This window comes from Paenibacillus oryzisoli, from assembly GCF_050467285.1.
Taxonomy (GTDB): Bacteria; Bacillota; Bacilli; order Paenibacillales; family NBRC-103111; genus Paenibacillus_E; species Paenibacillus_E oryzisoli_A.
The window spans coordinates 67,317-81,784 of record NZ_JBCMUN010000001.1 but is presented as its reverse complement, the minus strand read 5'-3'; the positions used below and the strand labels follow the sequence as shown (position 1 = coordinate 81,784).

General features: G+C 54.1%; 10 protein-coding genes. 3 read left to right on the top strand and 7 right to left on the bottom strand.

Annotated features, from left to right (window positions below):
• Positions 1-69: 69 nt before the first annotated feature.
• Positions 70-969 carry a helix-turn-helix domain-containing protein gene (locus tag ABE504_RS00295; protein WP_430082849.1) on the top strand — a complete coding sequence of 300 codons (900 nt, stop codon included), beginning with the start codon at positions 70-72 and terminating at the stop codon, positions 967-969.
• On the opposite strand, the gene ABE504_RS00290 is transcribed toward ABE504_RS00295, so the two are convergent.
• From ABE504_RS00290 to ABE504_RS00280, 3 genes are read right to left on the bottom strand one after another with little or no spacing between them, the layout of a single operon-like run.
• A complete protein-coding gene (locus ABE504_RS00290) occupies positions 962-2,074 on the bottom strand; it encodes a Ger(x)C family spore germination protein (protein WP_430082846.1) in 1,113 nt (370 codons plus the stop codon). The genes ABE504_RS00295 and ABE504_RS00290 overlap by 8 nt on opposite strands.
• On the bottom strand, positions 2,071-3,141 hold the full coding sequence (locus tag ABE504_RS00285) for a GerAB/ArcD/ProY family transporter (protein ID WP_430082843.1): 1,071 nt from the start codon (positions 3,139-3,141) through the stop codon (positions 2,071-2,073). Before ABE504_RS00285 ends, ABE504_RS00290 begins: the two co-directional genes overlap by 4 nt.
• Positions 3,138-4,562 carry a spore germination protein gene (locus ABE504_RS00280; protein WP_430082841.1) on the bottom strand — a complete coding sequence of 475 codons (1,425 nt, stop codon included), beginning with the start codon at positions 4,560-4,562 and terminating at the stop codon, positions 3,138-3,140. The genes ABE504_RS00285 and ABE504_RS00280 overlap by 4 nt, the downstream gene beginning before the upstream one ends.
• Before the next feature lie 170 nt (positions 4,563-4,732).
• On the opposite strand from ABE504_RS00280, the gene ABE504_RS00275 reads away from it, so the two are divergent.
• Both ABE504_RS00275 and ABE504_RS00270 read left to right on the top strand, forming a co-directional pair.
• Positions 4,733-5,323, top strand: coding sequence for a TetR/AcrR family transcriptional regulator (locus ABE504_RS00275; protein ID WP_430082838.1), 591 nt, complete (start codon positions 4,733-4,735; stop codon positions 5,321-5,323).
• A gap of 32 nt (positions 5,324-5,355) precedes the next feature.
• Complete coding sequence (locus ABE504_RS00270) at positions 5,356-5,694, top strand: DUF1801 domain-containing protein (protein ID WP_430084699.1); 339 nt, start codon at positions 5,356-5,358, stop codon at positions 5,692-5,694.
• 140 nt (positions 5,695-5,834) lie between these two features.
• Here the strand turns inward: ABE504_RS00270 and ABE504_RS00265 are convergent, their stop codons facing one another.
• From ABE504_RS00265 to ABE504_RS00250, 4 genes are all read right to left on the bottom strand, one after another.
• Positions 5,835-7,604: a methyl-accepting chemotaxis protein gene (locus ABE504_RS00265; RefSeq protein ID WP_430082835.1), complete on the bottom strand. Its 1,770-nt coding sequence runs from the start codon at positions 7,602-7,604 to the stop codon at positions 5,835-5,837.
• Positions 7,605-7,820: 216 nt separating this feature from the next.
• Positions 7,821-9,512 carry a hypothetical protein gene (locus ABE504_RS00260; RefSeq protein ID WP_430082832.1) on the bottom strand — a complete coding sequence of 564 codons (1,692 nt, stop codon included), beginning with the start codon at positions 9,510-9,512 and terminating at the stop codon, positions 7,821-7,823.
• A 30-nt stretch (positions 9,513-9,542) separates the two neighbouring features.
• The gene (locus tag ABE504_RS00255) at positions 9,543-11,657 is read right to left on the bottom strand and encodes a phage tail protein (RefSeq protein ID WP_430082830.1); all 2,115 of its coding nucleotides are present in this window, start codon (positions 11,655-11,657) and stop codon (positions 9,543-9,545) included.
• A 563-nt stretch (positions 11,658-12,220) separates the two neighbouring features.
• Positions 12,221-14,467: a putative baseplate assembly protein gene (locus tag ABE504_RS00250; RefSeq protein ID WP_430082827.1), complete on the bottom strand. Its 2,247-nt coding sequence runs from the start codon at positions 14,465-14,467 to the stop codon at positions 12,221-12,223.
• Between the last annotated feature and the right edge of the window lies 1 nt (position 14,468).

Genomic DNA, 14,468 nt, shown 5'->3' with positions numbered 1-14,468 from the left:
GCTAACTTTCATATTTTTAGAAAACCTCTTATTTCTTTACGAATTCGGAGCAAGTATAATGGGGCTACCATGGTCTGTATCGGAGGCGACGTTCTGATGTATCCCGAATACTTGTTCGAATATCCCAATATCGATTCGCAGTTTCCCTTTTATATGAAAAAAAAGAGCTACACCTCGGTCCCCGCGCACCGGCACGATTTTATTGAATTTTCACTGGTGCTGGAAGGGACGGGGACGGAACGCATCAACGACACCCGGCATGAGATGCGCCGCGGGACGATCTGTTTACTGCTGCCTTATCAGATTCACGAATATCGGGCTGATCCCAATGAAAATCTGCTCATGTACATATGCAATTTTGACATGAAGCTGCTCACTGCCGGGCCTGAATCGGCCTGGGGCTTGCAGGCGCTGTTCGCCGGACGCGAAAATGGTCTGCCGCCCTATGTCCAAGTGGAAGGACAAGCCTATGAGGAATGCCTCCGCTTATGGGACAAGCTCTATCAGGAGTATGAATCTGCCCTGGCCTGGAAGCCGATCATGCTGCGGGCGCTGCTGCTCGAAGCCTTGTCCCTCTATGTACGAAGCAGCGGGCTTCAAGATACCCCGGCGGCGGTCCAGCCGGAGCCGCCCCCTGCGCCGGGCCGAAGCTTCTGGGCGATCGTACAGTACGTGTACGACCATTACTTGGAGCCGCTGTCCTTGACGCTGCTGGCCGAGCGGTTTCACATCCATCCGACGCAGCTGAGCACGGATTTTGGCGCCTGCATGGGCATCCACTTCGTCGATTTCCTGCACGAGCTCCGAATCCGGCATGCCTGCTCCCTGCTCCTATCCTCCGAACTGCCGATTGCGCAAGTCGGTTACGAATCGGGGTTCTCCTCGTACCCGACTTTTGCCCGCACCTTTCAGCACATCAAAGGCATGACGCCGCGGCAGTACCGGCAGCAGCGGGAGCGCTCTAATTAATAATCCCCTTCGAAACAATTTCCACCGCAATTTGCGCTTGAAAATTCGTTTTCGGATATTCCGTTTCCCAGTCCATCTTCGCCCATGCCTCCGGGTAATGAGCCATAATATCGCGCGCGATCCCGTACGCATCGGAATGTGATTTCAGCAGCTGCTTGAAAATGCCCTGCGCATCCTCCATCAAAATTTCCGAGAAGCGTTTGCCTAGCTCCTTCGTATCATATTCGCCGGCCAGATGTGAGCTATCGGCATATTCAAGGATGGAAGCTTTCATTTTCACGACAAAACGAACTTGCACCTGCCCGCTGTCATCTAACCAAACCTGCTTCTTTCGCTTCAGATTAACAATGTTCAGCCCCATGTAATCCCCTGGACCTTCGTTGTCATCTACTTTCACCCTGCGGGTAATTACACAGGTTTTTCCCTTGTTGTCGTTCAGCAGTAAGGCCAGTGTCGATTGTTTCGATGTCAGTGTATACCCCGTAAATTTGCGTTTGTGAAGCAGCCCCATCCCATCTACTACAGCTTTATCCCCTTCTTTCTTCAGAATCGGAAGCACCGCATCCCGCCCGTTATCGTGCAATAACGGAAACAAAGTGTGGAGCGTCATCGCTGGAATAATGGAATCGTGGCGGGCGCTTTGAATGATTTTCCGCAAATATTCGCCAGCCGTTGCCGAGCCGACCCTTTTCAAACGAATCAGATCGCTGGAGTCGCCCCGTACAATCGCCACCTTCGCCAGCATCGGATCATCGGATAGACGAACCGCAGAATCCAAAATTTCCGTCAAATCCTGTTTTGCCAGTCTTTCGCTAAGCAGCATGACCTGATTTTTCGAGGTACCGATCGTGCCAGCGATTTGCTGACCGATTTTGTTATTGAGCGCCTCTTGCATCGTCGCCCCCGTCGCGCTTATAATCTCATGCTCGGGCACATTGCGCTCCTTACCGCCCGGCGATTGAATCGTGACGGTTGCGACAATATCGTTGTTGTCGTTGATATCGATTGAGGTAGCGTAGACCAATTGCAAATTTTTCAACTGATTCTCAGCGGTGCATCCAGTGAGCATCAGCAGCAACAGCACACTAACAGCAGCCAGTTTCATGCAAGTACTTGCCCCCTTTTCCCAAGCAGCCATGCCAATAAGAGCAGCAAAATCGGGATTCCCAGGATGATGTAGCTCTCATATTCTACGATTTTCCCAAGGATCTCCATCCTCTCTTCCGATCGCCAGAGAAAGCCCAGTGCACAGACCAGAGGTACGAGGACATAAATCGCTTTCGCATGATGCCGGAGATGAAACAGTTGGCTGAGCCCCTTTCCCGCGCAATAAAAATAACTGATTAACGTCGCTGTCACCTTGACAAGCCAGATCGACAAAAACAACAGATCAAGCCTTTCCAGAAAAGGCAGCGAGATGCCATTCAAATAATACGGAACCGGCTGCGGAATGAAATCGAGCGCTTCCTGACTGAAATTGAGGTAGCTGACCAGCACGATAAGCAGGAAAAAGAGCGTTGCAAGCCCATTCGCCCACAGCAGAGGCGGCATAAAACTCTTCCCTGCGGAGCGAACATCTCCACTCAGTACCAGCATCACTTCAAATCCGAGAAAGGACAAAAACGAGCTCTTAGCGCCCGCCATCACCCCCGACCAGCCACTTTGCCCGATCGGCAGCAAGTAGCGGAAATCTACCGACCGAAAGCTGGTCATCATAATGCTCAGCATCACGACAATCAGAAATGTCATCAGCACATTGTAGCGGGCGATGATCCGGATCGGCTCTTTGGCCAGATACGTACACACGATGCAATTCGCCACTAGCACCAACCACGGATTGGTGAAGGGCAGAATCCACTTCTCGACGAAGGTCATCTCCATGAGGACAATAAGACTTGTCGTCAGCAAAAAATGCGCTATATAAGCCACATTGACCACTTTGCCAAGCCATTGCCCGAGAATGATCGGAGCAAAATCGAACAGGTTATGTTGGGGAAACCTTTTGCATAGCAGCACATAGGCACACAGGATCAACTGCACGATCGCGCCGGCGATAAGGACGGACATCCAACCGTCCGCACCTGCAGATTTGTGTAAATCATAAGGAACGGACAGCACCGCGATGCCGATCTGCGTCTGCAAGATAAAAGCAAATGATTGAGTGCGCGTCATGAGGAGCCCCTTTCTGGCCGCCGTTTGCCAAAAATACGACCCGGCAGTTGCACAAGTGCGCTAAGCAGCTTTCGCGGCTTGAAAGGCGTCGCCTGGTAAAAATAAGGCATACCAAACGTCTCCAGTTTGCTTAAATGCATGAGAATGAAGCTAAAGCTGAACGCGATCCCCGCGAAACCGAGCAGCGAGGCTGCAATCATCATAGGAAAGCCAATCAGGCGAATCGCAAGACGCATCTCGTGTGAAGGAATACTGAAGGAAGCGACAGCCGTAAGCGAAATCACGACAATCATCGTCGTCGAAACCAGATTCGCGTTGACCACCTCGCTGCCAATGACGAGACCTCCAACGATTGAAAGCGTGGTGGCAATGGATTGGGGCAGCCGAATCGCCGCTTCGCGGAGCAAGTCGAGCACAATCGTCATGAACAGCGCTTCCATCAGCGGGCTGAACGGGATATTTTCGAGCGAGGCTTTGAGGGAAAATACGAGATCAATCGGAAGCACATCGAAATGCTTGGAGACGATCGCGATATAGATGGAGGGCATAGAGATCCCCAGTATAAAGCTGATCATGCGAAAGATCCGAAAGACGGTGCCGTTCCACCAACGTTCATTAAAGTCATCGGCCGCCTGAAAAAACATAAAAAAAGTTGCCGGCATGATCACAGCAAACGCGCTGCCGTCCACTAACAGTACGACGCGGCCTTCCATCAAATGCGCTGCCGTCGTATCCGGCCGTTCGGTGAGCAGCAGCTGGGGGAAAAGCGACAACCGGCTGCCTTCCAGCCGGTTCATCAGTTGACCGGGCGATTTCAGCATGGTGTCCCGGTGGGACAGCAGCCGCTCAGAAATCTTGTCAATCACCGCTGGATCAGCAAAATCCTCCACGTAGAGCAGCTTGACGATCGTTGGACTTTCCTGGCCCAGCATAAACTGACGGTGAAGGAAACGGGTTGTTTTAAGCCGCTTCTGGATGAGCTGCATATTCGTGCCTATTTCATCCACGAATCCTTCTTGGGAACCGCGAATCGTCTGTTCATTATGTGGCGCCGTCACCGACTGCTCCGCGGAGGCACTCACATCCGCCACAACAATTTCCGCTGTATGATCAAGCAAAATGGCGCATTGGCCCTGCAGCATCGCAGCAGAAGCAGCTTTGAAATCGAACAGTGCCGCAAGGTTCAGTACCGGCAGCGCATCGATGATCCTGCCCTCCTGAGCTTGCAGTAACGGCTTTAGAATATCCGATTGCAATTTCTCTTTATCCGTACAAGAGACAAGGTACAAGAGGCATCCTTGGCGCCCATGATAATGAAAAGCTCTAGTGTGCAAATCTTCGGAAGCCTGAAATTGCTGAGTAAGAAGCCGAATATTCGTCTCCAGATCCGCCGAGACCGATTCTGCCGATTCGTTATTCATGCCGCTTCCCGCCTTTCAACTGCATAGTTTTGCTTAGTATTTGCAGCCCGGGGCATATTATCCAATTCCCGCCATTTTCTCCCCTAGGCCTCTTGACTTGAGGTTAAATTTCAAATACAATAATGTCAGTCACCACTGACAGACATTATTCTGCGGAAAGGGAGTTGATCATGCGTCAAACTAAGCAAGGGAGCGCGGAGAAATTGTTACGAGCTGCGATCGACCTGATCTCGGAGAAAGGCTACCATGGCGTCACGACAGAAGAAATCGCCTCATGTGCCGATTTAAGCGAAAAGACGCTTTTTCGACATTTTGGCAGCAAACAAAATTTGCTTGAATCCGCCCTTGAACGATTTCAGTATGCCGAAGAGATGCGAGTACTCTTCAACGAACAACTTGTATGGGAGCTAGAAGTTGATCTATTAACCATCAGTAAAAAATATCATGACATCATGAACCGAGACCGAAAGCTAATTCTGATTGCCTTAAAAGACGAGGTGCATATTCCCGGCTTTAAAGAACGTCGACTGCAACACCCTCGACAACTGCTGACGTTTCTGACAGATTACTTCGTTACTATGAGCGGAAAAGGAAAAATAGCTTGTTCGAACCCCACCATGCAGGCGTTTACCTTCATGATGGCTCAATATGGAGCTTTCATGAACGATCTGGAAGCTGGTAACAATTATCCTCATATCAACCTCGATCAGTTCATACAAGAGAACGTGAAAATCTTCGTCAGGTCTCTATCCCTTTCTTAAATAAACCGTGAAAAGGAGTTGTATAAGGAATGATGAATCAGGAAGTTTCCGCTTTTATCGATAACCTTAGTCAGCCTTGGCAAATCGAAGTTAGCAACCAACTACGCCAGATCGTACATCAGGTTATACCGGAAGTCGAAGAACGCATTCAATACAAGAAGCCCCATTTCCTGAAACATGGACAGTATGCAGCGGTTATCTCCCCATCGAAAGATGCCATTGCATTCATGATCATGAATGCTTCCGGCCTTTCATTCCCGAAAGGATTTGAGGGACCAGAAGAGAGGAAATGGTTGAAAATCCGTAAAGAGGATACACCTGATTACGGTCTCCTAGCTGATCTTCTGGTTCAGGCTTCAAGCACGCTGTAGCAAAGAACGGGAAGAGTTCCCTTCAAACAAAGCCTTTGGCATAGCGATCAGCACACGTAACAAGGCAGCATAAACGCAAAAAAGAGCAGAACAGCTAGGATGTATCTCTAGCCGCTGCTCTTTTTTGCTTCCTTCTCACCTTATTCCTTAATTTGAAACTGATGCGCCATCTCCTTGAGCGCCGTCGCCATTTGGTTAAGCGAACTGGAGGATTGCGCGATCTCATCGATTGTGGCCATTTGTTCTTCCGTAGCGGCGGTAATTGTCTCGGAACTTTTGGCCGACTGTCCGGCAATGCGGTCTAGTTCCTGCAAAGACGCCGTGATCTCTTCGGAGCTTGCCGACATTTGCTCCGCTGCCGCCGAAGCCTCCTGTATTTGGCTCACAACCCCTTGGGCCGTTTCCACAATTTTAGCAAAAGCGGTTCCCGTCTGCTCGATCGCCAGCATGCCTTGCTGGAATTCGTCGATGCCTTGGACGGTCGAGCTGGAAGCGGACGCAATGTCCGTCTGCACTTGACTGACAAGCTCGTTGATCTGCTCGGAAGAATTCTTCGACATTTCGGCCAGCTTTTTCACCTCGGATGCAACAACCGCAAAACCTCGGCCCTGCTCCCCGGCCCGAGCCGCCTCAATGGACGCATTCAGCGACAGCAGGCTCGTTTGCGAAGCGATATCCGACATCACAGTGACGATGCCGCTAATTTCCTGGGAGCGCACATTCAGCGTCTCCATCACCTTGGAGATATTGTTGACCGCTTGCTGCACGGACTGCATTTTGGCAATCGACTGCTCAATCAGCCCGAAGCCGTATTCCGCTTCCGTTTTCGATTGAATCGACGTTTCATAGGCTTGTGAAGAGGTATCGGCAATTCGCAGAATCCCCTGCGTCATTTCTTCCATCGCTCTGGAGCTTTGCTCCGTGCTCATCGCTTGCGTTTCGATGCCTGTGGCAATATGCTGCGTGGACTCCGCAATATTCCTTGAAGCTTGTGTCGTTTCTTCAATCGAGGACTGCAGCGTCTCCGAAGCTGCGGATACTTGATCCGAGCTGTGTACGACTTGCTTTACGAGCGATTTTAAATTCGTGCTCATCGTCGCGAAATCGCTGGCCAGCTTGCCAATTTCATCCCTGTTCTTGATACGCAAGCTATCTGAAGTCAGGTCGCCTGCCGCAACCTTCCGGGCTTCGGCGGCAATCTTTTTAATCGGGCCGGAAATGTGATTGGAGAAAAGGATAACGCCCAGCGTCCCCAGGATCAGACAAATGAGCAGCGTCGTGATCGTGGAATGGAGCATGCGCTTCTGGCCGTCATTGTAGTCCTGATAGTAGGATCCCGCCGCAACAATCCAATTCCAATCCGGCACTTTGAGCGCATAGGCGATCTTCAGCGCTTCCTTGTCGCTGCCTGGCAACGGCCAATTGTAGAACGTAAACCCGCCGCCATTTTGACCTTGTTTGATCATTTCCTGGATGTAATAAATGCCGTCCGACGACTTTTTATCCCAAATATTCTGGCCTTCCAGACTCGGATGCGCCTGCAAATCGCCCTTGTCGTTCAGCACAAAATAATAGCCATTCTCACCCATGTTAATATTGCGGTTAATCGGTCTTGTCCCATCCGCCTGCTTACTGCCCAGCATGATGAGCTTCGCATCTTCTTCCGCTTGCTCTTTCGTCAATTGACCGTTCTTCACCAATTCATTTAGTTGATTGATATTCTGAACCATCAATTTGACGCTGTTTTCCAGATTCTTCTCAATGAGCTTGTCGGTTTCATTTTTGGCGTCAAAGTAACTGTTTATTGATAGTGAAAGCGTAGGGATCAACAACAACAATAGACAAAAGGCCAAAAGCTTCTTTCGAATTGTAAAGCCCCATTTCCAGGGAGTATCATCAACTTTCTGCATGTGTTCTTCGCCTCCTGAGCAGCCCGCAAGCAACCATTTATTTGACCTGGGTATAAATAACTAAATATTCAGACTTAATACCTACATTATACTTGGTGTTGTTTCGAAAAACGTACACATGTGTTACGAAAACGGTAATTTTCGCCAATATTCTAGCAACCTCGCGCCTAACGGCAAAAAAAGAAGCCAAGCACATCGCTGTGCTTAGCTCCTATGTTATTCTGCGTCGCTACCCGCCGACGCCGCTTCGCGCATGGCCGACAGCGCCTGGTCGATCGAATCGACCTCATCGCTGCGGCTGGCGGATGAGCCCGCCATCTCCGCGCTGTACGCCCACCAGCGTACGCGCACGTTCCCGGGCTCGCCGGACTGCTGCACCTTCACGCCGATGCGGAAGGTGCCTTTTTGCGGGTAAGCGATCGTGCCGATCTTCACTTCCGGGGCGTCCGGTTCAAACTCGCTGCCTTTGAACACTTCCGAAGCCCCGCCGTAGACGCGTTCATCACTCGATAACATATCCGAGAACGCATCCTCGCTCCGCTCCTCCAGGCTCGTAACGATCAACACGTTGCCTTCGCCAAGGCCGTGCGCGATCTCGCCGGAGAAAAAGCTCTTCGTCGCCCGTCCGAACGGGGACACCGCAATTTTCGTGAACGGCTCGATCGGAATATCGACGAAGCCGCTGACAATGCCGGCAAGGCCTGTGCCGCCGCCCGCCGGAATGCCCAGATCGACCGACAGCTCGCTGATCTTCGGATCGTAGTTGACCTTCAGCTCAGGCGGCTGGCCGGGCGCAAGTGTCTTGACCTTGGACTTCGTCACCAGCTGTCCCGCCGTCTCGTCGCGGTACGCGTTCGCTTGGCTCAACCGGTACATCACGGATGTGTTGTACACGTACTCGCCGAACGGCACCTGCTCCACGCTCTCGATCACATACGTCGGCCCGACCTGAATCAGGCAAATCTTTGCCAAATAAATGCACGGCTCCGACGGCGCCTCCAACGAAGCTTCCAGCGACTGCTTCACAAAATCGGACATCAACCGTTCGTTCACCGATGTGTTCACGATCTGGATCTCTCCGAGATTTTGCGCCGGCAGCTCCAACTGCCGATCGTCCAGTTTCAGCGCTGCCGTGTCCGGCTGCACGCCGACCGTCGCTTTCACACCAGCGGTGCTGTCCGCGCGAAGCAGCACCTTCATCTCGTACTCGCTCTCCTGTCCGTCCTGCGGCTCCAGGAACTCGACCACCGAGCTGCCCTCCATCGCTTCCACACGCTGTCCCGCCAGCTCGTAACGGAACGAGAGCCTGCCGGCTTTCAGCGTCTTCTCGAAGCGCAGCGTCATTTCAAAAAGCTGCCCCGGATTCACGTAGCGCGGCGTCGTTTGCAGCACGCGCACGTGCGCATCCTGATACACGACAACCGTCTGGTCAGCGAGGTTGGCCAGCGGCAGCGAGGCCGGATCCGGCGCCGTCTCGCGGATGAAGAGACGGTAGCTCTCGAGGACGCGGTTGTAGTCGTTAATTTCGTCGGAACGCACGGAAGAATTGGCCACCGCGTGGACCGGTTCTTTGTCTTTCTCGTCATAAGCAATGCACAGATAGACGTTCTTCGCATACTGATTGTTCGTGAACCCATCCATCATGGACAGCTTCATCGTCATCGGCGACGGCACGACAATCTCACGGCCCAAGCTGTCGATCGCGGCGCCCATTTCCACGGAGACGGACTTCTCATCCACCGCAACGACTTGCAAGCCGGTCACAACCCCGGAGCCGTGCAGCAGACGATTCATCATGCGGCGCTTGTCGTTGAAATATTTTTGCTCGGACTCAAAATCTCTGACGGTCAGCAGCTTCCCATAAAAATACCGATTGCGCTCAAACGGATAATAACGTGATTTTCTCATAACGGTCCCCTCACCTTCCTGACTCACCCTTTATTCGATTTCGGAATCCAGTCCCAAGCGTGTATGAATGTCCATGCGTTTATCGCGATCCACATCGATCAGCACCGTATTGTACGGCATCGACGAGCGCTGATCGAGGGTTAATAACGTAGGTTCCGACAAATACGTATTGATACCCAGGTACGTATGCATATCCGCGTACATCCAAGGCTGCAGCACGATCAGCTTGCCTTCGGTATATGCCGGCTTCTGATCCTCAATGATCGACTCTACAATGAGCCGCTGCGCGTCGGTTCGCACGCATTCCGGCTTCAGCAGCACGCAGAACGTATACGGATTATCCCCATACAACTGGGCAAAAAGCTTCCGCAGCTCCGACGTCTCCTGCATCTGCCTGAACTGGAAGTATTCGAGAATGAACGCTTCCGTTCCCGTATAAATCTGCAGCATGTTCAGGAGGCCTTCGCGCGTCCCCCGCAGCTTATACAGCTCCGGCGCCCGTTTGATCAGCTCGCGGAGCTTCTTCTCGCCCCACGCCTCATGTTCGGTGATCGCCAGCCAGCCGCCCAGCCACTCGAGATACGTCCCCGACACCGCATCCGGGTCAAAATGCGACGAAATCCGGTCAATCTTATCCTCCATATCGTCAAAAAACGTGGAGAACATCGCCAGGAACCGCTCTAGAAATGGGCTGTGCGTATCGTCCTGCTGGTACATCGGCGGCAAATACTGAATCAGCGAAGTCCGCGGAAAGTAGACGCGAAGCTTGCGAATGAACGGCGTTTTCTGCTCGCTGCCGATCAGCTCGATTTTGAACCAGAGATACCGCCCCTGCGCGTCAATCAGCGCATCCTTCGGATTCAGAATCGGCTCAGACCATAGTCCCGCTGTCGCCATCAGCTTCGTCTGAACCGGAATCGTCGGGTCCGTCAGGTAGCTCGTGTAATTGAGGTAATCCCCGTCAATCAACCCTTCACTTTCATCCGAGGCAAAATACGAAAACCGCACTAGCGTCTCCTCGGGAATGTTGGCTTCGAGTCGGATTTTGTGCCAGATCGTCTCCGTATCGCCCGTATCCAGATCCGCCGAAAAGTACACGGCTTCCGGCAGCTGGCTGCCCTCTAGCAGCATCGTACGCGCCCGGAGATCCAGCAGCGTAATCTGCCCGCTGAGCCGGTCGAATACGTATAGCCGATCGCGGCTGTCCATCGTCATTTTATCCGCCCGACCGCGGAAGCCTGTTACTTTGTCTGCCGGGATGCCGTTGCCGCGGTATTTGAGAATGAACCGCTCCGTCACGCCCTCCTGCTGCGCATATCCGCTATCCCCTATATAGAGATTATGATTCGTATCAATGGAAATTCCGGCAAAGCGCCCCTCCTGCTCCAGCTGAAAAAGCAGCGGTTCCCGCCCATCCTCATGGAAAACGGTGACCGTTCGCAGCTGCGTATCGAGCAGCGCCAGCGTCCCGTCGGCCGCCGCCGTATAATAGCGGTCATGCAGCTTTGAGAGCGGGGTCGCTTCGGTCATGCTCAGCGCCTCGTGCTCGAACACGCGGAGCACCTCCCCGGCCGAGCTCCACTGCATAATGCCGATCCGGCCGCCCGGCGGGACTTCGGGTCTTCCATTCATACCAATCTCAATGTCCAGTGGCACCGTTACGTACAGCAGATTGGCGGTTTTTAACTTCGTATTTACGGCCAGCGGATACAGCTTCAGCCCTTCCCATTCCTGCACCGCCCACATCGTCTGGCCATTGGAGATCGCGTACACGGCCAGCCTGCGTTCACTGCCTTCATGCGCATCTGCGATGACGAGCAGATCGGCCATCGACGCCAGCATCGCTTGCGGACTGAACAGCTCGTGACCGTGACGGAACAGCAGCTCGCGATGGCGGCTTTCGTCGTCATAGACCCACACGCTCGCCGACTCGTCGAGCAGAATCAGCTTGCGCCCCGGTCCCACCGTCATATCGACGATGCCGGGAATGCCCTCCAGCTCATCCGTGCGAACGATGCGGTGAATGCTGTATTTGTCCGTTTGCTGGATCGAAAAGCCCTGATCCGACATCGCAATATTCGCATCATAGCCTTGCTCCCAATCCAACCGCTTGTTCAGCGAAAAAAACGTTTGTCCATCCTGCATCGTTCGTCACCTCGTTTCTTAGATCGTTCGGGGTAAACCCTGTTAACTAGTTGGAAAGGCACGTCATCCGAGCCCTCCCCACCCATTAGCAGGGGTTTAGCACCCTTATTTCTCACTTTCGCGCCAATTTTCGTCGAATAGCGGGGGTGAACCACTCTTAACTAGTTGGAAACGCACATCATCCGAGCCCTCCCCACCCATTAGCAGGGGCTTACCACTCTTATTTCTCACTTTCGCGCCACTTTTCGGTGAATAGCGGGGGCAAACCACTCTTAACTAGTTGGAAACGCACGTCATCCGAGCCCTCCCCACCCATTAGCAGGGGTTTACCACTCTTATTTCTCACTTTCGCGCCACTTTTCGGAAAATAGCGGGGGTTAACCACTCTTAACTAGTTGGAAACGCATGTCATCCGAGCCCTCCCCACCTATAAGCAGGGGTTTACCACCCTTATTTCTCACTTGCGCGCAACTTTTCAGAAAATAGCGGGGGTAAACCACTCTTAACTCAGCAGGCACTCGGCTGCAGCACCTATGTGTACTGTGCGCTGAGCCGCTATCCCGTTACAAATCCGTAATCCCGATCGTCTCCACCTCGTGATCGCCGGAGTAGACCAGCGCGTACGGCGGGATATGAATATCCCCGGCGCCGTCCTTGTGGAAGCCCTCGCCCTCGGCGTCGAGCCAAATGTCCTGCACGTAGGCGACGCCTTTCATCTTGGAAATGACACCGTAGATGTCGCCTTTGTACACCGTCCGGCCAAAACGCCAGCCCTCCGCACCCTGCCCGCGGTCCATCGGCTGCAGGAGCTTCTTCAGCTCCAGCAAAATCGCTCGCTGTTCGCTCTTATATTTCGGTTCCATCACGACGACCGCGTGAACCGTTACCTTAATATATTCCGCCGGAATCACATGCAATTCCGTCGTAAGAAGCCGGTACCGCTCCAAATGCATCTTGATCGTCTGCAAAAAGCCCTTGCCCGCACGCGGCTTGTCACTCTCGCTGTACGGCACGACAACCACCGTCATCTGCGCCTGCGCCGAGACGCGCGGAAAATCCCGCATCCCCGGTTTATACAACGGGATGGCTTTCACCCGCGCCACGCGCAGCCCCGGCGCCGTCTTCGCGATCGCCTCGTAGTCCTCGGCGGTCACCGCGCGCGTCGGCGCGGCCAGCTCGCGCTGCACGCGCAGCTTCGCCTGCGCGAGCGTCTCCGCCTCGAGGCCGCCACGCGCCGGGAACGGATTCGTCACGCTGACGCCCGGGTCCCCCGTCGCAGCCGCCGTCATGCCCGTCACGAGCCCCGCCTTGACGTTGCCGCGCACACCCCCGCCCGCTTGCAGCGCCAGGAACCGAATGTTCGGTTCCCCGGCCTTGCGCGGGACGAGCCCCGCTTCGTTGTTCCCGAAGCGGATCGTGCCTTCCCCAGCGTCGTAGACGTAGTGACGGTCCGTCGACTTCGAATTATCGAAGTCGTCCACGGCCGTCCAGTCCTCCCAGACGACGCTGTCTTCACCGCGTGGGATATACCCGACCTGCAACAGCAGGCTGTCAGGCTTGTACACACGCCCGCGCGAGATTTCCAGCGTCTGGCCAGGCAGACCCTTCGTACTGCCCACGTACCGGCTGTAGTCGAACGCAGCCGTGTATGCCACAAGCCGCACCTGTTTCGCGCCTTGCGGCGGTACAAGCCCGTGCGTCCCGTTGCCGAAGCGAAGCCGGGTCGTCCGGCGGGCCGAATCCTGGTGCAACTCGCAGCATCGATCGGCCGGGCCGCAGGCCCCCAAATCCGCGACAACATGCCAGTCGCGCCAGCGTCCTAGCTCGTCCCGCACCTGCACCGTGTGCAGGCCGGTATACGCAAGGTAAGAGCTCGCCTCGAACTCTTGCCCCGGCTCGCCGGAGCTGTTCCACGACGTCACCTCGCTGTACGTCATCTGTTCTGCGGCGCGCACCGTATTCAGTGTCACCTTCTCGATTTTTGGCGACAGCTCATAGCCGTCCTCCTCCAGTGTACAGCAGAGCCAGTACCGGCTGCGGTCATCCGCCGGATACAGCGACATCGGCTTCATCTCCGACTGGAGCTGCAGCTTGATCTCGCCGCTCTGCGTGAAATGCACCGTCGCATCGCTCACACTGTCCACCGGCAGCCAGCTCTCCGACTGCCCACCCACGCCCGCGCCGGCATAAGACCAGACGACGCGCGCCGTCGACAGCGTCAGCCCCGACCGGGACTCGGCCTGGCTCATCCCCACCGGATAGCGATCATAGAGCTGAACGTGCAGGGAAATTTCCGTACCCACCGGCAGCGCCCGATCGAAACCCAAGTACAAATGCGCCCCTTTGCGCGCCTCCGCACCGAACGAATAGAAGGCAATTTTCGCCTGATTGTTCGAGCTGTAGTCCGCAGCGGCGGTCTCCGTGCGAACGAGCACCTTTTCCAGCACCGCAGGCACCAGATCCAGCGTGTCCAACGTCTCAAAATGCAGATCCATCGCCGTCAGCGGCGTGCCTTTCGGGAGCACAAGCTGCTGCGCCGCGCCGGTAAACGTCACCTCGCACTCTGCCGACTTCACCGGCTGCGGGTGGATGCCGAGCAACTTGAGAAACTTCCGTTCGCTGCGCTCCGTCACCCGGTTCAAATAATACTGCTGCATCTCGGTCACCCAAGCCATGAGCTGTAGCAGCGTAATACCGGGGTCATGCTCGTTCTCATCGGTCCATTCCGGGTACAGCTTCGGAATCGTTTTCCGTGCTTCCAGCACCATCTGCTCGAACATCCGATCATCCAAATTCGGGATTGGCAGCACT

Bases quoted from the DNA above. Each gene is read 5' to 3' on its own strand.
- ABE504_RS00255 (WP_430082830.1), bottom strand. From the start codon at position 11,657: ATGCAGGATGGACAAACGTTTTTTTCGCTGAACAAGCGGTTGGATTGG.
- ABE504_RS00275 (WP_430082838.1), top strand. From the start codon at position 4,733: ATGCGTCAAACTAAGCAAGGGAGCGCGGAGAAATTGTTACGAGCTGCG.
- ABE504_RS00295 (WP_430082849.1), top strand. From the start codon at position 70: ATGGTCTGTATCGGAGGCGACGTTCTGATGTATCCCGAATACTTGTTC.
- ABE504_RS00285 (WP_430082843.1), bottom strand. From the start codon at position 3,141: ATGACGCGCACTCAATCATTTGCTTTTATCTTGCAGACGCAGATCGGC.
- ABE504_RS00260 (WP_430082832.1), bottom strand. From the start codon at position 9,512: ATGAGAAAATCACGTTATTATCCGTTTGAGCGCAATCGGTATTTTTAT.
- ABE504_RS00270 (WP_430084699.1), top strand. From the start codon at position 5,356: ATGAATCAGGAAGTTTCCGCTTTTATCGATAACCTTAGTCAGCCTTGG.
- ABE504_RS00290 (WP_430082846.1), bottom strand. From the start codon at position 2,074: ATGAAACTGGCTGCTGTTAGTGTGCTGTTGCTGCTGATGCTCACTGGA.
- ABE504_RS00280 (WP_430082841.1), bottom strand. From the start codon at position 4,562: ATGAATAACGAATCGGCAGAATCGGTCTCGGCGGATCTGGAGACGAAT.
- ABE504_RS00265 (WP_430082835.1), bottom strand. From the start codon at position 7,604: ATGCAGAAAGTTGATGATACTCCCTGGAAATGGGGCTTTACAATTCGA.